Source organism: Polaribacter sp. KT 15, assembly GCF_900143115.1.
In the GTDB taxonomy this organism is placed as follows: Bacteria; Bacteroidota; Bacteroidia; order Flavobacteriales; family Flavobacteriaceae; genus Polaribacter; species Polaribacter marinaquae.
The window spans coordinates 2,569,447-2,593,021 of sequence record NZ_LT670850.1; the positions used below are offsets into that span (position 1 = coordinate 2,569,447).

A 23,575-nucleotide genomic window follows, 5' to 3' on the forward strand; every position below is an offset into this window, starting at 1 on the left:
ATATATTCGCCCTCTAATTTCTTCAAAGAGCTAATCTATATTAAGTAAATGAATAACGTTAAAAACTGGTTGCATTATTATAAAAATAGTTTAATAGATAGCGAGAATTTAGCCGTTGATATTTCTAGAATAAAAAATATTTTTAATCAAAATTATTGCGATTTAGGCGCAGGAACAATCAACCCCAATAACGCGGCTGATATGTTAGATTTTGAAGAAAAAAGAATCAATCGATTAAAAGGAATTACCAATAAAGAGCATGTAAATTGGTACACAATTTTCGATACAGAAATAATTATAGCACCTTTTCAGTTAGATGTAATTTCAGCAGACCAAAATTTTAAGCAAAAATCTATTTATCCTTTTTGGATAACCGCAAGAGTAAATAGAGCAGGTCAATTATCAGCACCAAAAGAAATTTTTCCGCTATTTGTTCGTGATTATTTAGATCCTAAAGCAGATATTGGAAACGATTTTATTTTTTCATCCACAGAAACAATTGCAGAAGCTAGAGAAATAGAAAAGCCAGAAGTTGAAGATGAGGTTTTGTCTTGGGATGTTTATTGGGAATATGTAAATATGATTTTTTCTGAGGTGACTTACAATGCAATTGCGAGTTATCATGCAGAAGGATTTACAACAAACCATAAAGCGACTTATTTTGCAAGAAGTTCTAAGATTTCTGCTGCAAAAAGTATCTTATTTTTATATGAAAACTTATTAAGCGAAACAGAAGAACTGCCCTTAATTTCTAAATTAATAGATCCTAATTTAAAGCAGAAAAGAGAACCAATAACAGATGCTGGTTTTTTAAATTATAATCATTTACATTTAGGTCAAATGTCTAATGAGTTTCCGCTTTCTATAAGTCAGAGAAAAACTTTATTATCATATTTTACCGCAGAAGAAAATGCAATTACTGCTGTAAATGGTCCGCCTGGTACCGGAAAAACAACACTTTTACAAAGTTTGGTTGCTACAGAAGTTGTTAGAGCAGCTATTGAAGGAGATGATGCACCAGTTATTTTGGCATGTTCAACAAATAACCAAGCGGTCACAAATATTATAGATAGTTTTATTAATTCTAAGAGTACTTTAGGTGATTTGGCAGAAAGATGGATTCCTGGTTTTAACGGGTATGCCACTTATTTACCGTCGAATTCTAAAAGTGAAAAAAAACTTAAAGATATAAATTACCTTAAAGGCAATATGTTTGGCAATGAAGGTACTCTATGTGATCTAGAAAATGAAAAGTATTTAGAAGATGCTAAACATTTTTACTTTAGTAAATATACCGAGTACTTTAATGTAGAATTAGATTCGTTAGAAGATGCTTGCCTTCATCTTCAAGAAGAAATAACTATTTTACAAGATAATTTAATTGACGGAGTTCGTATTTCTCAAGATTATTTAAAATCCATAAAAAGTGTAAATAATCTTTTACTTAATGAGAAAGATCATATTCAGAAAAATACGATTCAAATTTCTAATTTACAGAAATGGAGAACGATACTAAATACACTTAAATCTTCTTCGGATGAGCGTAATTTTTTAGAGGAAGTGCAGCAATACTTTGAAGAAGATTCTAAAAATGAAAACTCAGATAAAATTTTTAAAATCGATAAAGAAGTTTTAAATAATTCTGATGCTACATTAATATTCATCAAAAAATGTATTGCAGATATAAATCTAGCTTTATCATCCAACTTAAAATTAAAAAACTGGAAATTTAAAAATAGTATTACCGGTTACCCATTTGTCTCTGAAGAACAAATGTGGGAGTTTGAGTATGAAAAAATGGAAGCTGAGGATAAAAGTCATCGTTTTTTTTATGATGAAATTGATTTAAATATTCGTCACAAAGCTTTTTTATTAGCAACACATTATTGGGAAGCAAGATGGATTTTAGAAACCGAAGATGTTTTACTTAATGAAACAGAAAAAGGAACAGGAGAAAGAGTAGTAGCTGCAAAATGGAAAAGAAGAGCAATGTTAACTCCTTGTTTTGTTGCAACTTTATATATGGCGCCTTCACACTTTTTATTTAGTCAGTTTCAAGGTGAAAACGAGAACGGAAAAGCTATTTTTGAATATTTACCATTGTTTAATTTTCTAGATTTATTAATTATTGATGAAGCCGGACAAGTAACTCCAGAGGTAAGTATTCCTATTTTTTCGTTGGCAAAAAAAGCAATTGTAGTAGGAGATTTAAAACAAATAGAACCGATTTGGTCAATACCTCCAAAAATTGATTCTGGTAATTTGTTAAATCAGCATATTGTCTCTAGTCAAGATGATTATAATTATTTAAAAGAAATTGGTTTTTTGGCATCTAATGGTAGTATCATGAAAATGGCTCAAAATGCATGTGAATATGAAACACCACTAATTACAAAGAAAGAAAACGGATTGTTATTATTAGAACATAGAAGATGTAATGATGAAATTATTGGTTTTTGTAATGAATTAGCTTATGATGGTATTCTTAAACCAATGAAGGGAAAAGCAAGTAAAGATCAAATTTTTCCTTCTATGATGGCATATCATATAGAAGGTTTAAGTGAAAGAAAATTTAGTAGTCGTCATAATAAAAATGAAGTAAAATCTATTATTATGTGGCTAAACAGACATAAAGCTGATATTCAAAAAGCATATAATGTAGAATCCATAGAAAAAGTATTAGGAATTATTACACCTTTTGCTAGCCAAAAAACCGAATTATCTAAAGCGTTGATAGATTCTGGTTTTAAAGTAAACGATATAAAATTAGGTACAGTGCATGCATTGCAAGGTGCAGAGAGAAGTATCGTTTTATTTAGTTCTGTTTACAGTATAGAAGATGAAGGTGTGTTATTTTTTGATAGAGACAATAAACCCAACATGCTTAATGTTGCAGTTTCTCGAGCTAAAGATAGCTTTATATTGTTTGGTGATACAAGAATATTTGATGAATCAAAAGATGTGCCTTCTGGAGTCCTAAAAAAACACCTAAATATAGAGGTGTTGCCAAGTTAAATATAATGCATAAAAATGAGTAACCATTTTTTTATGGTTACTCAAATTACGTTAACAAACGTACTTAAACTTACTTTTGGGGGAGTAATTATCTTCTTGTTACTGTAGCAAATACTTTTAAAGTATCTTTCTTTACAATAACAGCATTATCTAAAGTTAACTTAATTACATGTTCTGGGTTAGATACCTGAAAAATGTAACTATACTGTCTAAATGATGTTATGTGGTAATTTGGAAATTCTTTGGCAACCACAGCTTTATTAGACTCATAATGTTCTATTTCTGTCTTTGCTGGTTGACAACTGGCAAGCATTAAACTTGCAAATAATGTTGTTAAAAAAACTTTTTTCATCTTAAAATAATTTTTATAAAATTGAATAAAAACTATTATTTACAATCAGAAACTAATTTTTAGAGGTTGATACTTTAGTTATTCTGGAACTATAAAATAATAGAACAAAAATACGTGTAAAGTTAGGGTGCTTTAATTTGTATTATAATTTAGATTGATGTAAATTAATACAAAAATCTGAACTTAATTATAAATTTAATGTAGGGAGTTCAATTAATTAAAATTGATAATACAAATATACTAAAACTATTTCATATTCAAAAAGGAGAAATCAAAATTTAATCCAAAATTTAAAAACGGATTGCTCAATTCGCCTCCTTTAGCTTTTACATAACCAACAGCACTTCTTAAGCTTACTTTATTAGTTAGTTGATAATTAACTCCTAAACTTGGTTTTATAATCAATCCTTCGCCTGTGCTAATGTTTCCGCCACCAGCTGCACCTGCTAAAATTTGTGTAAAAATCGTGGTACTTTTATTAAAAAATTTACCAGATTTAAGACCTAATCCAACAATTCCTTCTGCATAAGCACCTGCATTACCAAAGTTAGCAAATGAAGTTTGACCTGCTACATATAAATTTTTAGAAAGATCAAAGTTAACTTGTAAAGATATTTGGTGCATATCTTCTGTATCTAATTCCATACGTTCTGCATCTAAATACCAATCTTGCTTTACAATAAGTTGTATTCCCTTAAATTTACCTTCTTTAAAGTTTTTATAACTTGATTGTGTCCCATTTCTATCTACATAATATTTTAGACCAAATCCGTAAGTAGAAGTTGTAAAAAATTCTGTGTTTGGTGTAAATAAATATCCTTTATTTAATGCTAAGTAAGTATTACCAAATAATTTCTGTTCGATAGAAATATCTGGTGAAATCATAAATCCACCATCAGAATTAACTCCACCGCCACCACCGGCGCCAATTGCAAGTTTGGTTAATATGTTTGTTCTATTTTTATTAAAAGAGAAATTGTAACCAGCTCCTAATAAAACATCCATATAGCCGGCTCTAATTCCGCTATAAGCCCCATCTAGCTTTAAAAAGGCAAACCAATTTTCTGTAATGTAATTTGCAAATTCAAAACCTGCTAATCTAATTGTTTTGCCTTCAATAACTCCTCCTGCATAATTTTTAGCTTTAGTAGCTTTTAAATTATTAAAATGAATTGTTAGAGATGATTTTTTAGTAGGATTATTCCAAGATGAATTTTCTAAATCTTGAATTGAAAATTTTTCATCAATAACATTATAATCAGAATAATTAAAGTTTACCGGGATTTCTACTGCAAAATTTAATTGACTTCCGTTAATTTTTCCATCATCAAAAAAGTTCACATAACTGTAACCAGCATTTAAGTTGAAATGATCAAATTTATAACCTAAATTAAAGTGGGGTAAAATAAAGGCACCTCCACCATCTGCCGCAGCTGCTCCACCGCCACCACCAAAATGAAAACCGGTATCTATAAATAATTTTTCGGTTAAAAATTTCTTGTATCCAGCATTAACGCCAAGTGTAAAAAAACCACCTCTTCTACCAGTTACAGCACCATAAATACCTAAACCTGCGTACAAATCATCATTTAAAAATAAATTATAATGTATTCCTGAAAATCCCATGTTTGGCTCATTAGGAATTTCTAGTTGTGGCATTTCAATAGATAAAAAATCTACTTTTAAAAATCCGTTTTGCACTTTTTTTTCTGGAACTAAATTCGTTTGAGAAGTAAGAATTTGAGTGCAAAAAATGGTAGTTAAAATTAATAAATAGTTTTTCACAAGTGTAATTTTAAAATTTTTATCTTTTTTCAACTGTAATAATAACTGTTTTTGATGTTGGTGTGTTACTTTTTCTAGCCACACTTTTTATTGGTACAAGTACATTTGCTTCTGGAAAGTAAGTTGCTGTACATTGCTTGGGTATATCGTATTTTACAACTAAGAATCCTTTTGCAATTCTTTTTTGATTGTTAAAATGACTCACCAAATCTACTAAATCTAATTGATTTAAATTGTTTTCTTTCATGTCTTCTTCATTCATAAAAACAATTCTTCTTTCGTTTAAAACTCCTCTATATCGATCATTTAAGCCATAGATAGTTGTATTATATTGATCGTGAGTTCTAATTGTCATCATTATAAATTCATTTTTATTTAAATTTAAATCAGATGGTTGATTTAGTGTAAAATTTGCTTTTCCTGTGGCAGTAGGAGAGAAGTTGTTATCTCTAGCGTTGTTGGGTAAATAAAAGCCGCTTTTAATTCTTGCTTTTTCATTATAGTTATCAAAACCAGGAATTGTTGCTTCAATTTTATTTCTGATTAAATCATAATCAGAAGCAAGTTTGGTCCAGTTCACATTCGAATTAACTAAAGTAGCAGTTGCCATACCTGCAACAATTGCAGTTTCACTTAATAAAAAAGGAGAGTGAGGTTTTAAATGACCTTTAGATTGATGCACAACTCCCATAGAATTTTCTACGGTTATAAATTGTTCTCCATTGGTAGTAATATCTTTTTCTGAGCGTCCTAAACACGGCAAAATTAATGCTTGTTTACCGTGAATTAAATGACTTCTATTTAGTTTTGTAGAAATATGAACGGTAAGATTACAGTTTCTTAATGCATCTGCTGTGTATTCTGTATCTGGAGTTGCAGAAACAAAATTACCACCCATTCCAATAAAAACCTTAGCTTTACTGTTATGCATAGCTTCTATAGAGTTTACAACATCATAACCATGTTTTCTGGGTGCTTTAAATGAAAACTCTTTTTCTAAATTATCGATAAACGAATCTGGCATTTTTTCCCAAATACCCATAGTTCTATCTCCTTGAACATTAGAATGACCACGAACGGGGCAAGTTCCGGCACCTTTTTTACCAATACTTCCTTTTAACAGAAGAATATTTACCAATTCTCTAATGTTATCAACCGCGTTTTTATGCTGAGTTAAACCCATTGCCCAACAAATAATGATGTTTTCATTATTAATTATTAGTTCGGTAGCTTTTTCAATTTCTTCTAGGGTTAAACCTGTTTGAGGTAATAATTCTTCAATAGAAAAAGTATCAAGATCATTTAAAAGAGCGTCTAAACCTTCGGTTTTGCTATTTATAAATTCATGATTAAAAACAGAATTAGGCAATGCTACTTCTTTTTCTTTCATTAATTTTAAAATAATTTTAAGTAAGGCAACGTCACCATTTATTTTTACTTGTAAAAATAAATCGGTTAAATCTTGACCAGAACCAACCCATTTTAATGGATTCTGTGGATCTTTATAATTTAGTAAGCCTACTTCTGGTAACGGATTTACAGTAATTATTTTTCCGCCATTATTTTTAGTTTCTCCTAATGCAGTTAACATTCTTGGGTGATTAGTTCCTGGGTTTTGCCCCATAACTATAACTAAATCAGCATGATTAAAATCGTCTAAAGTAACAGATCCTTTACCAATTCCTAACGTTTCTGAAAGTGCACTACCACTAGATTCATGACACATATTAGAACAATCTGGTAAATTATTAGTACCGTAATGTCTAACAAACAATTGATATAAATATGCTGCCTCATTACTTGTTCTTCCAGAGGTGTAAAAAATTGCCTCGTCTGGAGATTGTAAAGCATTTAATTCTTGTCCAATTATAGAAAAAGCGTTTTCCCAAGAAATTTCTTCGTAGTTATCTTTTCCTTCTGGCAAATACATGGGTTGTGTAATTCGTCCGCTTTTTCCAATTTCATAATCAGATAATTTAGAAAGTTCATTAACAGAATGTGTTGCAAAAAATAGCGGCGAAACTTTATCTTTGGTAGCTTCTTCGGCAACAGCCTTTGCACCGTTTTCACAATATTCTGCTAAAAAAGCTCTTTTAGCATCTGGATCTGGCCATGCGCAACCAGGGCAATCAAAACCATCTTTTTGATTTAAATTTTTTAATAAACCAATACCTTTTACAAAACCAGCTTCTTCTGTAACATGTTTTAATGCAGAGGTAATTGCTTTAAAGCCAACCGCAGAATCTGGAATGTCTTTTAACTTAATTCCGGTAAGTTTTTCTGGTGGTTGTGCGTTTGTATTTTTAGACATAAGTTTCGTTATTTTGAATGTATGATGGATTTGCGTAAACTGTCATTTTGTTTTCTCTAGTAAAACCTATTAAGCAGATTCCGAATTCTTTAGCAAAATCTACAGCTAAAGAAGAACAAGCAGAAACGGCAATAATTACAGGTATTTTAGCGATAAATGCTTTCGAAACGATTTCATAAGAAACTCTACCACTTACCAATAAATAATTTGCAGCTTTTAAATTATTATTGATTAATAAATCGCCAACAATTTTATCTACTGCATTGTGCCTACCAATATCTTCTTTAATAGACAATAAATTATTTTTTTTATCAAAAATTGCAGCTGCATGACTACCTCCAGTATCTTTGAAAGTGTTTTGTAAAGCGCTCATTTTAACAAACATTTTATGAATGTTGTTTGCTGAAAGAAGATTTTTATTTGATAATTTTTTTCCAGAAATTTCTAAGTCTTTTAATTCTTGTTTTCCGCAAATTCCGCAAGAAGAAACAGACAATAAAGTACGTTTGTTTAAATAACCTTTTCCTAAGTTTTCTTTGCTGATGTTTACATTTATAATTGCAGGAATATTCTGTGTAGTTTTTATGATTTCGAACTCAAGAGCACTACTTTTTTTATAAATATCTTCAGCGTAAAGTAAACCTCTAATAAGTTCAAAATCGTTATCAGGCGTTCGCATTACAACAGTATATGCATCATTATTAATATTTATCTGTAAAGGTGCTTCTACAACTAAATTATCTTCAGTAGAAGATTGATTTGAGTCTGTAATTTTTAATCCTTGGTAAATAAATGTTTGCATAAGCCGTAAAGTTAACCTTTAAACGTAAAAAAATAAAGAAAATAGTGTAGTTAATTTAAGAGGGAACTAGGTGATTATGCTTTGGAGCAAACAATACAAATTAAGTTGTTTTTATAATCTGTTGTTAAAAAAAGATATGTATTTCCACCATCTTTAATTTTAGTTTCTTTTCTAATTTGCGCTACTGTTTTAGGGAAATTTCTAGTCGTAATATTCGCTTTATTATCTAACAAGATTTTTTTAAACTTCTTCTTATCGTAATTTAAAATATGTTCAATTTTAAAGGTTCGACCCGGAAAATCTATTTTATTTTCTGATGTATATAAATGCGAGTGTTGCTGAAGTTTAAAAACGTTTAACTGATTTGTAATTTGATGGAATCCGCCAGATTTTAGAATCGCAGCATTTGGCTCGTACAAATAGGTAAGTGGTTCAGAATTAATAGAAACAGACTCTTGTTTATAAATAAAACTAAAAGTTTCTGTTTTTTGTTTCCCAATATTTATGGTAATGATTTTGATAGGATTATTATACTCTTTTTCTAAAATGAATAGTAACTCTTTTACTTCGTTATGAACTGCTATTACATGAATTTCTTTGACAAATTTAAGTTCGTTAATAGCACTTGTAATGTCTAAAATTGGTGAATTTTTAATTAAGATTATACTCGATTTAGAAAACAAAAAATCTATGTTTTCTGGCACATTTGGTAAACAATCTTTTAATAAAAAAACTTTTCCTTTTGCATCGTTTCTTCTAGAAGGATCTATATAAATACAATCGAAATTGAGATCAGTATTTTTTAAGAAATCCAATCCGTTTCCAGAAAAAGTTGCAATATTGTTTTTTTCTAATTGCTGATAATTATGATTTACAATTGCAGATAAATCAGTATTAATTTCACAATGTGTAACTGCTTTGAAGTTTTCAGAAAAATAGTAACAATCTACACCAAAACCACCGGTAATATCGATAATAGTATTTCCTTTTACAAGATTTGCCTTGTATTTTCCTGTAATTTCAGAAGAAGTTTGTTCGATACTTAATTTTGCAGGATAATAAATCTTATCCGTAGTAAACCAAGTAGGTAATTTTTGGTCAGATTTTTGTTTTGCTACAATTTGATTTGCCAGTTCTTGTACAGTAATATCTTTAAAAGGGCTTCCTTTTAAAATCAATTTGGTAATATCAGCTTTTAAATGATCTAAAATAAATTGCTGAACTTCTGTACGTAAAATGGCTAAATTCAAAAGAAATTATAAGTCTTTGGTTAATGATTTTACAATTTTATTATCAGATAAAAACTCTTTTAAAATAACCTTTAGAGCAGTATAGCAAGGTACCGCAGTTATCATACCCAGAACTCCAAAAAGTAAGCCTCCAATAATAATTACTAAAAATATTTCTAAAGGATGAGATTTAGTTGTTTTCGAAAAAATTAATGGTTGACTTGCAAAATTGTCTATTAATTGTGCAATTAAATACCCAATCATTACATAAATTGTAGTTGGTAAGATTTCTTCTTGAAAGTTTAAACCAATATTACTTGTCATCGATAAAATAAACATTAAAACAGCACCAATCATTGGGCCAACATAAGGTATTAGGTTTAATAATGCACATAGAAAAGCAATAACAACAGCATTGGTAATACCAAAAATTAATAAAATTAAAGTGTATAAAATAAATAGAATTGTAATTTGAAGTAATAAACCAATAAAATATCTAGAAAGTAAATTATTAATGGTTTCTAAAGATTTAGAAAATCTTGTTTCTGTACCGTTTGGTATAATTGCAAGCACTCCTTTTTTTAATATTTGACTGTCTTTCATAAAAAAGAAAGAAATAAATAATACAGAAAATAAGCCAACACTTAAAGAACCAACAGCGCCTAAAACAGAATTTAAAAGGTTTGGTATTTCTTTAAATTGAGATAAAAAATCTACATTTTTTAATTCGCTTAAAACATCAATACCTTTAGATGCAAAGTACGAAGTTATTTGATTAAAAATTTCTTGAATATTGTTCTGCAATTCATTTACTTCTAATAACGATAGGCTTTTACCTTGTTCTGCAACTAAAGGTATAAACATAACTATTAAGCCCGTTAAGAAACCAAGCATTAATATCATTGTAAAAACAACGGCAAGCGTATTGGGGAATTTTAATTTTCTTCGCAATGTAATTATAAGTGGTCTCGCAATTAAAGAAAGTACACTTGCAATAATAATATATACAATTACAGACTGAATAGCATACAAGAAATAACCAAGTAAAACTATACCAATTATTATAGCTAAAGCTCTTAAAATACCGTTTGCAATTGTTTTAGAAGTCATTAATTATAAGCTTTTACAGTTCCCATACTTAAATTATTACCATTTGCAAAAGTATGATTAGTTGGCAGCATTGTACCACTTTCTGTTGTAATCCAATTTTGCCAAGTTGCTGGTACTTCTACCATTTTCATGCTAGCAACATTCATTTTGTAGCTAATTGGTACATAGTTCTCATCCAATATCCAAAGATAAGAATCTCCGGGTGTTGTTCCGCCAGAAGTATATTTTACTAAAAGCGCATCTTTATTATTTACTTTTTTAATTGTTCTAATGGTACCATCATCAAAAAGTTTGTGAGGTGCAACCAACCAAAAAGAATCGTTATTAAAAATATCCCAAGCACGTTTTACAATTTTCTCATCAGCAATATCTTGCTTAACATTATTGTAATAAACGGTGCTTTTTTCTTTTGCTTGTGGATGCAGGTTTACACGAATTGTGTCCCAAGAAACATCTGCAATATGATTTTCTTTGTCCCATTTAAAATGCCTTCTTCCGCCAAAGCTCCACTCTATAAAACGTGTGTTTTTATAGTTTTCATGTTTAATAGCTTTTAATATTTTGTGCGCCAACTCATCTGCTTTTTTATTGTAAGCTTTTACGTTGTTCATTGGTATTTCTAATCCAAAAATCGAAAGTTTATGTTTAGTAGGTAATTTTATGCCAGATTTTGTGTTTTTCCAATCAGACCAAGTAGCCGATACTCCGCCAAGAGGAATTATAGATGTCCACATTTTATAAGAAATCGGCATATTATTATCATCTAAAATCCATAAATAAGAATCTCCTGGAGTAGAACCGCCGGTTTTGTAAGTAATTAAAAGTGCTTCTTTATCGTTATAATTTACAAGACGTCTTTCTGTACCGCTGTCAAAAACTTTGTAAGGTGCAATTAACCAAAAAGAATCGTTGTTAAAGTAGCTTTCTGCCTGCTTAATTAAGTCGTCATTTTTAGTAAGTTTATCATTAACATAAACTTCAGAATCTGATGGGTTTTTAGTTTTTAAAAGAACTTTATTTTCATCCCAAGAAACTTCAACTAAATTTTCTTGTTTGTGCCAAACATAAAAATGTTCGTTTATAAAATTCCATTCTATAATTTCTGTAGTGTCAAAAGCATCTTTATTTAAGGCTATTAACATTTTAGTTGCCAAAGCATCTGCTTTTTCACCCTTTTCTCCGGTTGGTAATTTTTCGTTATTAGCAAAGTAATAAATACCTAAAAATAGGATTAAAATTAAAAATAGAAAACCTAGGATTTTGAAAAATTTCTTCATGAATATTAGATAAATTAGACTGTAAATTTATCAATTTTAAATAAGTTATGATTTGTTTTCTTTAGAATAATCTAAAATAGATTTTTAATGACAGAAAATTTTTCTAAACTTTTTAGGTAATTCTTTCGAAATAGTAATTTTTTCTTTCGTAAACGGATGTATAAAATCTAAAGTTGCTGCGTGTAGAAACAAACCTTTTCCATTTAGTATTTTATCTTGTAGAAAATACTCTTTATCTCCTAAAATAGGATTTTTTAAAGAAAATAAATGCCTACGTAGTTGGTGTTTTCTCCCTGTTTCTGGGTGTAGTTTTACTAAATTTAAAAAATTGAAACGTTTAGAAATTACGGATTCTAAAACTTTATAATTTGTAAAAGCTTCTTTGTTGTCTATTGGTTTGTCTATGTAGCCTTTAGCGTTCATTTTACCAATTGTTACTGCAAAATATGTTTTTCTGATGTTCTTTTCTTTAAACAATTTACTTAGTTCAATAATAGATAAACTTGTTTTGCCAATTAATAACAATCCACTAGTTGGATAATCTAATCTATGAATTGGTTGCGGTTTAACTGCATCTGCAAGCGTACTCTTAATAAGGTTTTGCGATAAAGCATTTGCAATAGTTACAAATTTGTTACCGCTAACTAAAATACCTGCAGGTTTGTAAATAATAGCTAAATAGTTATCTTCAAACAAAACTTCTAAATCTAATTTTAATCTTTCAAAAGTTGAAGTGTTTTCAGATTCATAAAGATCTATTTTTTCTCCTCCCGAAATATATATTCCAGTTGTAGCTATTTTATCATCAATAAAAATATGACCTTTTTTAATAGCTTTTTTAATTCCTGATTTTGTTGGTATGGCATTAAATATTCCGACGCTGTATTCTTGAAAACGAATCGGTTTCTCTAATTTTTTTACAAAATGGGTTTCTAGTAAATTCAATACATAAAAGTTTTTTATAAAATAATAATTCCCACAAAAGTGGGAATTATTTTAATCATTTTAATTGTCTTTTTGATATCCTTTTGGTCTTTTAGAGCGAATAGGTGCTTTTGGCTCTGGTTTTAAAATAAACTCATTGTCTTTTAATAAACGTAAAGCTTCTGTTACTGCTCTTTCTAATTGAGGATCTTTACCAGACAAAACCTCTTTGGGAGTTTGATGAACTTCAATATCTGGCGCTACACCTTCTGCTTCTACAGCCCAATTACCATCAACATCGTAAAATCCACCTCTTGGTGCAACCATTCTTCCGCCGTCAATAAATTGCGGAGTATCCCAAGTCCCAACCAAACCACCCCAAGTTCTTGTACCAACTAATGGTCCTAGGTTTTTCTCTTTAAACATATATGGTAATAAATCTCCACCAGAACCCGCTCTTTCATTAATAATCATCACTTTTGGTCCCCAAATTCCTGCCATCGGAGTTGTCCATGGTTTTCTACTTTCTGTTTTACTATTAAAATAACCAACAACTTCTCTAGACATAATATCTATCATATAATCTGCTGCAGAACCACCACCATTATTTCTTTCGTCAATTACAACTCCTTTTTTCTCTTGCTGAGAAAAATAATATCTATTAAAAGATGTAAAACCAGGATTACTTGTGTTTGGTACATAAACGTAAGCTAATTTTCCGTTAGATAATTCATCAACTTTTCTACGATTACTTTCTACCCAATCTATATTTCTTAAACCTCTTTCGCTTGCTGTTGGTGTAATTAAAATTGATCTAGCATCTTTTAGAGAAGGTTTGTTATTTACTTTGATATAAATTTCTCTGCCCGCAGTTTGTTCAAGTAATTTATAAGGATTCATATCCGAAGTTAATTCTACACCATTTATAGCAACTAAATAATCACCTTTATTTACATTGATACCAGGTAAACCTAAAGGAGCATAAATATTCGGATTCCAACGTTCGCCTTTATAAATTTTCTTAAATTGATAAAAACCTCGATTCTTTTCTAAATCTGCACCCAATAAACCAACACCAACTCTGTTAATATTTGGGAAATCTCCGCCAGAAACATAAGAATGTCCAATAGCAACTTCACCACTCATGATATCTACAACATAATTTAAATCAGATCTATGTTTTACATCATTTATCCACGGAGAATACCATTTGTATATATCATCCCAAGGAGCTCCATGGACATTATCTACGTAAAGAAAATCTCTCATGTAACGCCATCCTTCTTTAAAAATTTGATGAGCTTCTGCTTTAGGATCTACCTTTATTTTTAAATTGGTATTTAAGTTTTCTTTACCTGCTTTTGCTGCAGTAGCTTTGTTGATGCTCCAGTTACTTCCTTTAGATAATAAAATAGAATTTGCGTTACTTGATGCAGTCATAGTAGAAACACCAGTAGCAAAAGTTGTTGCTTTTTCTTTGGTAACATCATAACTATGTAATGTTAAACCTCTAGAATTAGGGATTGATTCAGCAACAAAAACTTTATTTTTTGGCCCTTTTAATAAACCAACATAATTTCTAGCAGGTAAATTTAAAGCGACAGCTCTATCGAAAATTCCATTTTCATCAATTATAGTTTTCTGAACATTATCTTTTTTGTTTTCTTTCTTTTTAGAATCATCAGGTTTTGATTTTGAAGCTTCTTCTTCATCTGTTTTTGGAAGATTAGGAGCTTTATCCCCAGAATTCAAAACAATTGTGTATAATGTTCTTGTAACACTAGGGTCGAAAGAAGACATGTCTAACCAACCCGTTTGTAAACCGTAATTTGTGCTTGCCAAAGTGTAAATATATTTACCAGAAGCATCCCAAACAGGTGTAATTGCATCTGCAATTTTATCTGTAATTTGAACCGTTTTTTTAGTACTTAATTGATAAGCATAGATCGATTTAAAGCTGTTATCATTTTGTTTTGCATACACAATCCAATCGCTATCAGGAGAGAATTTAGGATTCATGGTTCTATTAGGATGCGCAAAACCATCTGCATCTGCTTTTACAATTTTCTTAGTGTCTAAATTGATAATCCAAATTACAAAATTGGTATCTGTATACGCTATAAATTTTCCATTTGGAGACCAATCTGGTTGAAAGTAAAAAGTAGGGTTTGGTAATTTTATAAACTCTTGATTGTTTCCGTTTTGATCTGCTAATACCAATTCATATTCACCATTTTTATCAGAAAACCAAGCAACTTTATCTCCTTTTGGAGACCAAATAGGAGAACGGTCTGCAACACCAGAAGAGTTGGTTAAATTTCGCCAAGTACCATTTTCTTTTGGTACTGTAAAAATTTCTCCTCGATATTCAAAAATGGCTCTTTTACTTTTTGGCGAAACATTAGGATTGGTTAAGTTTCTGCCAGAAACATTCATCCACCTTGTTCTAGAATAGTTTAAATCTCCTTTAACATTTATTACAATTTGATTGGTTTCTTTAGTTTTTGGATTTAACAAATGTAAAAAACCAGCCTGCTCATAAACAATACCATTTTGGTTGGCATCAATGTTTTTAACGTCAAATTTTTTATGAAATGTAACTTGTGTTTCTTGTTTAGTTTTGATATTGTAAGACCAAATGTTTGCTGTATAATCTCTTTCTGAAATGTAATAAACATCACCATTATACCAAACAGGATTTACATGTCTTTCGCTATCTAATTGTGGAGTTTTTATTAATTCTTTAGTTTTTAAATTTACAATCCAAATTGGCATTGCTTGTCCACCTCTATAATTTCTCCATTCTGCATCCCAACTTGTAATTGGTGTGTAGGCAATGTATTTATTGTCTTCTGATATTTCACCATAAGCAGCTCTCGGAATATCGAAGGCTTCTGGCAAACCACCATCTATAGAAATTGTATAAAACTTACTAGTTTGCGTTGGCCTACTTTCTCTGTTAGATCGAAACAATATTTTTCCGTCGGGCGTCCATCCTTGCACATTATCTGAAGCAGAATGGTATGTTAACCTTTTGGGTTCGCCACCGTTAATAGAAACAACATAAACATCAGTATTACCATCATATTGTGCAGTAAAAGCAACCCATTGTCCGTTTTTAGAAAATTTCGGACTAGATTCATAACCATCATCACTGGTAAGACGAATAGCATTGCCGCCATTTATAGAAACTTTCCATAAATCTGCAGCATGTACAAAAACAACTTGATTGTTACTTAAAGTAGGTTGCCTTAATAATCGTGTGCCTTGCGAAAAACTTGTGTAACTGAGAATTACAAAAAAAAGAAGTGTAATTTTTTTCATGAGAATAAAGTTTGATTGAATCATTAAAGATACAGAAAATCAAACTTAAATAAATCATAAAAAAAACGAACTTACTTCGCAAATAACTGGCTCATGTCTTTAAATGCTTTAAATTCTAAAGCATTTTTTTCTGGATCTTGAAAAAACATTGTTGCTTGTTCACCTACTTCGCTTTTAAAACGGATACAAGGCTCAATAATAAATTTAGTGTTGTGTTTTTTTAATCTTTCTGATAAACTTTGCCAATCTTCCCAAGATAATACGACTCCGAAATGTGGAACGGGAACATCGTGACCATCTACAGGATTAGAAATTCTTTCTGGGTTAAAGCCATCTTTTTGATGAATGACTAACTGGTGTCCGAAGAAATTAAAATCTACCCAATTTTCTGTACTTCGACCTTCTTCACAATTTAAAATTTCTCTATAAAAAGTTCTGCATTTTTCTAAGTTTTGAACAGGAATTGCTAAATGGAATGGTTGAATCATTTTTTTAATTTTGATTAGTTAATGTGTTAAGACCGTATTCGTTTAAATATGTTTCTATGTCTGATATATGGAATGCATACGAATAATTACCTAAGTCATCTAACGCTCTCATTGCATGATTAGAGCATCTGCCGGATTCTAAAATTATCGAATCTTTTTTAATTTTAAAGTCGATATAATCTAAGGTTTTAAAAGGTAACCTGGTTAAACAATCTTTATAAAGCCATATTGATTCATCAATCATTTTTTTGTCTTCGATGGTTGCTTCTTCATTTTCTAAATGAAAAATATAACCTTCTATTTTCTTTCTTTTTTTAACGGATAAAATTTTAATTAAATCGTCTTTTCCTTTTGATGTTAAAATTGTATCCAAAGTTAATTCGTTACCGTTTTGTAGGTTGTAGTTATAAGAGATATTAAACTCTTCGCAATAGGCACCACAACCTTCGGAATAAAAAGTTACAGAATAGAGGTTTTGGTTTAAAGTGTTTATTTTATAGTTTAAGAAAGAAAGTCTAGACATTGGTTTATTTTCCGTAGCCCAAATATTTTCAAAAATACTTTTATACTTATCGTTTAAATTAATATCTAAAAGTTCGTTTGCAATTTCTCTATTAATTTTGTTTGCAATTTCTTCTGATCCGTTTAGAAGTGGAAATTCATAAATAAGAGTCGGATATTTAGGGCTAGACTCTTTAATATTTGTTAAGGAAAATTCATTTTTTTTACAATTTGTAAAAAAAAGAGCCATTATAAAAAGTAATAAAAATTTCTGCATACTTAATTATTTAAAATCCTGCTGCGGCATCATCACCTCGTTTATCTGCACCTGCTTCTAGTTTTCCGTTTGGTAAAACTAAAATAGCGTCAACTCTACCAATTATTAACGAATTTCTTTCTAGAATTTTATAGCCTAAAGTTTCTAATTTAGCCTTTGTTTCTTCATTAAATCCGTTTGGTTCCATTCGAACTACATCTGGCAGCCATTGATGATGAAATCTTGGTTGATCTACAGATTCTTGCATACCCATTTTATACTCTGTTACATTTAAAATATTTTGCAAAACAGAAGTAATTATTGTTGAACCACCAGGAGTACCAACAACCATTTTTAATTTACCATTTTCTTCTACAATAGTTGGTGTCATAGAACTTAGCATTCTTTTTTCTGGTGCAATAGAGTTGGCTTCAGAACCTAATAAACCATATACATTTGGTACACCAGGTTTGCTACTAAAATCATCCATTTCGTTATTTAAAATAAAACCTGCACCCTTTACCACAACTTTAGAACCGTAACCAGTATTTAGCGTTGTAGTTACAGAAACAGCGTTTCCGAATTGATCTACAATAGAATAATGAGTGGTTTCATCGCTTTCATAACCTAGAATTTTACCATGAGAAACTTCTGAAGAAGGTGTAGCCTTATCCCAAGAAAAACTTTTCATTCTATTATTGATATATTTTGCATTTATTAAACTATCTACAGGAACATTTACAAAATCGATATCACCTAAAAAATTAGCTCTGTCTGCATAAGAACGTCTTTCTGCTTCGGTTAAAAGCTGAATGTATTTTGTAGAATTGTGTTCTATTTTTGATAAGTCATAAGGCTCTACAGCTTTTAAAATTTGCGCTAAACAAATACCACCACTTGCAGGCAAAGTCATAGAAGTAATTTTGAAATCTTTGTAATTAAAAGTTATTGGTTTACGCCAAATTGCTTTGTACTTTTCTAAATCTTCAAGAGAGATAATTCCGCCTAATTCTTTTACATAATTCACAAATAAAGATGCAGTTTTACCTTTGTAAAAACCATCTTTACCTAAATCTCGAATACGTTCTAAAGTCTGAGCTAATTCTTCCTGTTTTAAAATGTCGCCTTTTTTCCATTCCTTTTCAAAAACGGTAATATAATTATTAACCTTTTTAAACCTTTCTGTTGCGCTGTTTAAGGATTTTGCTTGCTTTTCTGTTACGGTTATTCCATTTTTTGCTAAATCGATTGCTGGTTGAATTAGGTCTTTAAAAGGAAGGCTTCCGAATTTATTATAAACCTCAAAAACTCCGGCAATTGATCCTGGAACTCCAACAGCAAATGCGCCCAAAGTACTTTTGTTTTTAATAACATTGCCAACAGAATCTAAATACATATCTCGATGCGCTGTAATTGGTGCTTTTTCTCTAAAATCTAACGCACCAGTTGTGCCATCATTATTTCTATAAACCATAAAGCCGCCACCGCCAATATTACCCGCAACAGGATAAACAACTGCTAAAGCCAAATGTGTAGCAATCATAGCGTCGTATGCGTTACCACCTTTCTGTAAAATTGCAGCACCAATTTTAGAAGCTTCTTCTCTTGCAGAAACAACCATTGCTTTTTCTGCAATAAAACCTACAGTTTTATCTTTTTTACAAGCACAAAAAAGTAAGATAAAAACGGCTATAATTAATAAGGATCTTTTTTTCATTAGATTGCTTTAATTTCTTTTAATTTGATATTTGTAAATGCTATTAAATCTTTAAAAAATGCAGTAAAGTCTTCTTGTAATTCATCTTCTAGTACTTCCAAATCTTCAATAGCCAAATTCATTTGAGATATTCCTTTGGTTCTAGTATTCATTCCGTTTAAAACCTTTGCAATACCTGCTTTATTGTTGTAATTGAATAAAATGTCATATTCAATCATATATTTTATGAAGTTTTGAGATTTTACAGGAAGTTCTTCTTTAATTTCATTAAATAATTGATAAATAGACTTTGTGTAGATTTCTAACGGAATTTCAGAATAATCATTCCAGTTTTTTGCTAAGAAATAATCATAAAAAATATCGATTATTACACCGCTATAATGTCTGTATCTTGGGTGTAATCTTCGCTTACTTTTTCTAACAACTTCATGCGCATCTGTAAAAGTGTCTATTTCGCGATGTAAAAATATACCTTGTTGAATTTCTTTAGAAAACTTTTTGTAATTATTACCACGAATATGGTCTGCAATAAAATTACCGATCATAATATTTTTATTGTTTTGAGATAAGTAGAGGTGTGCTAGAAAATTCATTTTTTAAAAGTAAACAAAAAAACCACAACTATTTAGTTGTGGTTTTAATATATTATAAAGTAATTTTTTACTAGCTATTTAGCATTACTGGCATTACCAACATTGTAACTTGTTCACCTTCATCTGTACCATCAATAGGTGTTAAAATACCAGCTCTGTTAGGTAAAGACATTTCAATTAAAACTTCGTTAGAGCTTAAGTTGTTTAACATTTCACTTAAAAAACGAGAGTTAAAACCAATTTGCATATCATCACCTTGATAATCGCAACTTAAACGTTCATCGGCTTTGTTTGCAAAGTCTAAATCTTCTGCAGAAATATTTAATTCTGTTCCTGCCATTTTTAAACGAATTTGGTGTGTAGTTTTACTAGAGAAAATAGAAACACGTCTTACAGAGTTTAAAAAAGAAGCTCTGTCTACAGTTAATTTATTCGGATTTTCTTTAGGAATTACCGCTTCGTAATTAGGATATTTACCATCAATTAGTCTACAAACTAAAACCACGTTATCGAACGTAAATTTAGCGTTTGCATCATTATATTCAATAGTCACATCACTTTCCGATCCTCCTAAAATTCCTTTTAATAAATTTAAAGGTTTTTTTGGCATGATAAACTCTGCTGTTTGATCTGCAGTAACATCTGTTCTAGAATATTTTACCAATTTATGAGCATCAGTAGCAACAAAAGTTAAACTTTGAGAGCTAAACTGAAAGAAAACTCCGCTCATTACAGGTCTTAAATCGTCGTTACCTGCCGCAAAAATTGTTTTAGAAATAGCCGTTCCTAGAATATTTGCAGGAACAACTGTTTTACTTGGCGACGGTAAAGAAACCGCTTTCGGAAACTCATCTCCACCAAAATAAGCCATATCATATTTACCTTGATCAGAACTTATTTCAATTGTATTATCACCTTCTGTTTTAAACGTTAACGGTTGGTTAGGAAAAGTTTTTAAAGTATCTAATAACAAACGAGCAGATACAGCAATAGAACCAGAACTTTCACTTTCTACTTCTACCACAGAACTCATTGTTGTTTCTAAATCTGATGCAGAAACTTTTAGTTCATTTTCAGATAATTCAAATAAAAAGTTATCTAAAATTGGTAAAGTATTGTTACTATTTATAACGCCTCCTAAAACTTGCAATTGTTTTAATAATTGCGAACTAGATACAATAAATTTCATGTAATATGTTTTCTTAATTTGATTTACAAATATATTCTAAATATGTGACTTTAAAAATTATTTTATTAACAGGTTATTAGCATTTTTATTGATGATTTTTGAAACGTTATAATTATGTTAACAAGATTTAATTTGATTTTTAAAAAACTACTTTTGTTACACTGACTAATTTATAAATATGAATAAATTTTTACTTACAAGCGTCGCTTTTTTACTGATTTCAATTGCTGTATTTTCTCAAAAACCACAAAAATTAACATCAAATCAAATTTTTGAAAAGATTGAAAAACTAAATTTCTTAGGAACTGCTTTATATATTGCTGCGCATCCAGATGATGAAAACACACGCTTAATTGCCTATTTAGCTAACAATGTAAAAGCAAGAACAGGTTATTTATCGTTAACTAGAGGTGATGGCGGACAAAATTTAATTGGCCCAGAAATAAGAGAATTGTTAGGTGTAATTAGAACACAAGAATTATTGGCAGCAAGAAATGTAGATGGTGGCGAGCAAATGTTTTCTAGAGCAAACGATTTTGGTTACTCCAAACATCCAGATGAAACATTAGAAATCTGGAATAAAGAATTGGTTTTAAGTGATGTTGTTTGGGCAATTAGAAATTTTAAACCAGATGTAATAATCAATAGATTTAATCACAGAACGCCAGGTACAACACACGGGCATCACACAACTTCTGCAATGTTAAGTGTAGAAGCTTTTGATTTGGCAGGAGATAATTCTGTTTATAAAAATCAACTAAAATATACAGAAACTTGGCAACCAAAGCGTTTGTTTTTTAATACATCTTCTTGGTTTTATAAAAATGAAGCAGATTTTAAAAATGCAACAGAAGGAAAGTTAACATCTTTTGATGTGGGTACTTATTATCCTTTAAAAGGGATGTCTAATAACGAATTAGCATCTTTGGCAAGTAGTCAACATTTGTGTCAGGGTTTTGGTAGATTAACTACTAGAGGTTCTCAAAAAGAATATGTAGAATTTTTAAAAGGAGATAAATTAAAGGATAAGAATGATATTTTTTCTGGAATTAACACAACCTGGAACCGTTTAAATAAAGGAGGTGAAATTGGTGAAATTTTATATGAAATTGAAGAAAATTTTGATTTCGTGAATCCAGAAAAACATTTGCCAAAATTAATGAAAGCTTATGGTTTAATAGATAAACTAACAGATAATCATTGGAGAGAAATTAAGAAAAAACAGATAAAAGAAATTATAGAAGCTTGTGCAGGTTTGTATTTAGAAGCTTCTGCAGAAAGTTCTTCTGCAACACCAAATAGTATTATCAATTTAAATTTCGAAGTATTAAATAGAAGTAATTTTTCAATAGAATTAACATCAATTGTTTCTACAATAGATAATAAAAAAGTTAAAAAAGAGATAGATTTAGTAACTAATAAAAAACTTAATTTTAAAGAGACAATTACTTTAAAAACAAATACATATTCAGATCCTTATTGGTTAAGAAAAGACGCAACTTTAGGTATGTATTCTGTAGAGAATCAAAATTTAATTGGTAAGCCAGAAACACCAAGAGAAACAAAAGTATTGTTTAATTTAATGATTGACGGTAATCCAATAACATTTACTAAAAATGTTGTGAGAAGATATGCAGAAAGAGATAAAGGAGAAATTTACGAGCCTTTTGAAATTCTACCTAAAATTACAACAAAACTAAAAGATAAGGTACTTATTTTTTCTGATGATATTGCTAAAGATGTTGTTGTAGAGGTTAGAGCTGGCGCTAATAATGTTAAAGGAAAACTTAGTTTAGAAGTGCCTTTAAATTGGGCAGTTTCACCAAAGTATATTGATTTTGCAATCAAACAAAAAAATGATAAGAATGCATTTACTTTTAAGGTAACACCACCAAAAAACCAAGCAGAAGGTAAATTAAAAGTGATGGCAACTTCTAACGGAAAAGTTTTTGATAAAGAATTGGTAGAAATAAATTACAATCATATACCAAAACAAAGTGTTTTATTAAATTCTGAAGCAAAAATTGTAAGATTAAATATTAAAAAAGTTGGTAATTATATAGGATATATTAAAGGTGCTGGTGATGTTGTGCCAGAAAGTTTAAACCAAATTGGTTACAATGTTGTAATGATAAATCCTTTAGAAATTAATGATAAAAACTTACATAAATATGATGCAATTGTTCTAGGAATTAGAGCTTACAATGTTGTAAAAGAGTTGAAATTTAAGCAAAAGTTTTTATTAGATTATGTAGAAAAAGGTGGTAACATGATTGTACAGTATAACACGAATAGAAATGTTGATGTTGCTGCACCTTTTAAATTAAATTTATCTAGAGATAGAGTTACAGATGAATTTGCTAAAGTTACTGTTTTAGAAAAAGAGCATCCGGTTTTAAATTTTCCAAATAAAATTTCTCAAAACGATTTTAAGGGTTGGGTACAAGAAAGAGGTTTGTATTTTCCGAACTCTTGGAGCAAAGAATTTACACCAGTATTATCTATGCAAGACAAGGGTGAAACAGCAAAAAAAGGAAGTTTGTTAATAGCAAAGTATGGTAAAGGAAATTACATTTATACAGGTTTAAGTTTCTTTAGAGAATTGCCTGCAGGTGTTTCTGGCGCTTATAAATTATTTGCAAATTTATTGTCTGTTGGTAAAAGTAATATAGAAGTAAAAAAGACAATTAAGCAATAAATAA

Annotated in this window: 16 protein-coding genes; 2 read left to right on the forward strand and 14 right to left on the reverse strand. The window is 29.9% G+C overall.

Features of this window, described 5'->3' with window-relative positions:
- The first annotated feature begins 48 nt into the window (after positions 1–48).
- On the forward strand, positions 49–3,015 hold the full coding sequence (locus tag B5464_RS11445; RefSeq protein ID WP_079738461.1) for an ATP-binding protein: 2,967 nt from the start codon (positions 49–51) through the stop codon (positions 3,013–3,015).
- 88 nt (positions 3,016–3,103) lie between these two features.
- On the opposite strand, the gene B5464_RS11450 is transcribed toward B5464_RS11445, so the two are convergent.
- The 14 genes from B5464_RS11450 to dnaN all read right to left on the reverse strand — a co-directional run bounded on the left by B5464_RS11450 (position 3,104) and on the right by dnaN (position 20,873).
- Positions 3,104–3,367, reverse strand: a complete 264-nt coding sequence (locus tag B5464_RS11450; protein WP_077808860.1) for a hypothetical protein — start codon at positions 3,365–3,367, stop codon at positions 3,104–3,106.
- A gap of 246 nt (positions 3,368–3,613) precedes the next feature.
- The gene (locus tag B5464_RS11455; RefSeq protein ID WP_079739018.1) at positions 3,614–5,152 is read right to left on the reverse strand and encodes a hypothetical protein; all 1,539 of its coding nucleotides are present in this window, start codon (positions 5,150–5,152) and stop codon (positions 3,614–3,616) included.
- A gap of 19 nt (positions 5,153–5,171) precedes the next feature.
- A complete protein-coding gene (locus tag B5464_RS11460; RefSeq protein WP_079738462.1) occupies positions 5,172–7,463 on the reverse strand; it encodes an FdhF/YdeP family oxidoreductase in 2,292 nt (763 codons plus the stop codon).
- Complete coding sequence (fdhD, locus tag B5464_RS11465) at positions 7,456–8,265, reverse strand: formate dehydrogenase accessory sulfurtransferase FdhD (RefSeq protein WP_079738463.1); 810 nt, start codon at positions 8,263–8,265, stop codon at positions 7,456–7,458. The genes B5464_RS11460 and fdhD overlap by 8 nt, the downstream gene beginning before the upstream one ends.
- Before the next feature lie 74 nt (positions 8,266–8,339).
- On the reverse strand, positions 8,340–9,515 hold the full coding sequence (locus B5464_RS11470; protein WP_079738464.1) for a class I SAM-dependent methyltransferase: 1,176 nt from the start codon (positions 9,513–9,515) through the stop codon (positions 8,340–8,342).
- A 6-nt stretch (positions 9,516–9,521) separates the two neighbouring features.
- Positions 9,522–10,604, reverse strand: coding sequence for an AI-2E family transporter (locus B5464_RS11475; RefSeq protein ID WP_079738465.1), 1,083 nt, complete (start codon positions 10,602–10,604; stop codon positions 9,522–9,524).
- Positions 10,604–11,881, reverse strand: a complete 1,278-nt coding sequence (locus B5464_RS11480) for a hypothetical protein (protein WP_079738466.1) — start codon at positions 11,879–11,881, stop codon at positions 10,604–10,606. The genes B5464_RS11475 and B5464_RS11480 overlap by 1 nt, the downstream gene beginning before the upstream one ends.
- 84 nt (positions 11,882–11,965) lie before the next feature.
- Positions 11,966–12,826: an RluA family pseudouridine synthase gene (locus B5464_RS11485; protein WP_079738467.1), complete on the reverse strand. Its 861-nt coding sequence runs from the start codon at positions 12,824–12,826 to the stop codon at positions 11,966–11,968.
- 60 nt (positions 12,827–12,886) lie between these two features.
- Positions 12,887–16,129, reverse strand: coding sequence for a S41 family peptidase (locus B5464_RS11490; RefSeq protein WP_079738468.1), 3,243 nt, complete (start codon positions 16,127–16,129; stop codon positions 12,887–12,889).
- Between the two features lie 71 nt (positions 16,130–16,200).
- Positions 16,201–16,617 (reverse strand): VOC family protein, encoded by a 417-nt coding sequence (locus tag B5464_RS11495; RefSeq protein WP_079738469.1) that lies wholly within the window; start codon positions 16,615–16,617, stop codon positions 16,201–16,203.
- Positions 16,618–16,621: 4 nt separating this feature from the next.
- Positions 16,622–17,395, reverse strand: a complete 774-nt coding sequence (locus tag B5464_RS11500; RefSeq protein WP_154066964.1) for a hypothetical protein — start codon at positions 17,393–17,395, stop codon at positions 16,622–16,624.
- Positions 17,396–17,405: 10 nt separating this feature from the next.
- Positions 17,406–19,091 (reverse strand): gamma-glutamyltransferase, encoded by a 1,686-nt coding sequence (gene ggt, locus B5464_RS11505; protein WP_079738471.1) that lies wholly within the window; start codon positions 19,089–19,091, stop codon positions 17,406–17,408.
- Entirely contained in the window at positions 19,091–19,636 is a 546-nt protein-coding gene (locus B5464_RS11510; protein WP_079739019.1) for an ACP phosphodiesterase, read from the reverse strand. The genes ggt and B5464_RS11510 overlap by 1 nt, the downstream gene beginning before the upstream one ends.
- 118 nt (positions 19,637–19,754) lie before the next feature.
- On the reverse strand, positions 19,755–20,873 hold the full coding sequence (gene dnaN, locus B5464_RS11515; protein ID WP_079738472.1) for a DNA polymerase III subunit beta: 1,119 nt from the start codon (positions 20,871–20,873) through the stop codon (positions 19,755–19,757).
- A 178-nt stretch (positions 20,874–21,051) separates the two neighbouring features.
- Between dnaN and B5464_RS11520 the strand changes: the two genes are divergently transcribed.
- Positions 21,052–23,571 (forward strand): PIG-L family deacetylase, encoded by a 2,520-nt coding sequence (locus tag B5464_RS11520; RefSeq protein WP_079738473.1) that lies wholly within the window; start codon positions 21,052–21,054, stop codon positions 23,569–23,571.
- Positions 23,572–23,575: the final 4 nt, after the last annotated feature.

What these genes read in the sequence shown, in the direction of transcription:
- B5464_RS11445 (WP_079738461.1), top strand. Translation starts at nt 49, where the DNA reads ATGAATAACGTTAAAAACTGGTTGCATTATTATAAAAATAGTTTAATA.
- B5464_RS11450 (WP_077808860.1), bottom strand. Translation starts at nt 3,367, where the DNA reads ATGAAAAAAGTTTTTTTAACAACATTATTTGCAAGTTTAATGCTTGCC.
- B5464_RS11460 (WP_079738462.1), bottom strand. Translation starts at nt 7,463, where the DNA reads ATGTCTAAAAATACAAACGCACAACCACCAGAAAAACTTACCGGAATT.
- fdhD (WP_079738463.1), bottom strand. Translation starts at nt 8,265, where the DNA reads ATGCAAACATTTATTTACCAAGGATTAAAAATTACAGACTCAAATCAA.
- B5464_RS11475 (WP_079738465.1), bottom strand. Translation starts at nt 10,604, where the DNA reads ATGACTTCTAAAACAATTGCAAACGGTATTTTAAGAGCTTTAGCTATA.
- B5464_RS11480 (WP_079738466.1), bottom strand. Translation starts at nt 11,881, where the DNA reads ATGAAGAAATTTTTCAAAATCCTAGGTTTTCTATTTTTAATTTTAATC.
- B5464_RS11490 (WP_079738468.1), bottom strand. Translation starts at nt 16,129, where the DNA reads ATGAAAAAAATTACACTTCTTTTTTTTGTAATTCTCAGTTACACAAGT.
- B5464_RS11495 (WP_079738469.1), bottom strand. Translation starts at nt 16,617, where the DNA reads ATGATTCAACCATTCCATTTAGCAATTCCTGTTCAAAACTTAGAAAAA.
- B5464_RS11500 (WP_154066964.1), bottom strand. Translation starts at nt 17,395, where the DNA reads ATGCAGAAATTTTTATTACTTTTTATAATGGCTCTTTTTTTTACAAAT.
- ggt (WP_079738471.1), bottom strand. Translation starts at nt 19,091, where the DNA reads ATGAAAAAAAGATCCTTATTAATTATAGCCGTTTTTATCTTACTTTTT.
- B5464_RS11510 (WP_079739019.1), bottom strand. Translation starts at nt 19,636, where the DNA reads ATGATCGGTAATTTTATTGCAGACCATATTCGTGGTAATAATTACAAA.
- dnaN (WP_079738472.1), bottom strand. Translation starts at nt 20,873, where the DNA reads ATGAAATTTATTGTATCTAGTTCGCAATTATTAAAACAATTGCAAGTT.
- B5464_RS11520 (WP_079738473.1), top strand. Translation starts at nt 21,052, where the DNA reads ATGAATAAATTTTTACTTACAAGCGTCGCTTTTTTACTGATTTCAATT.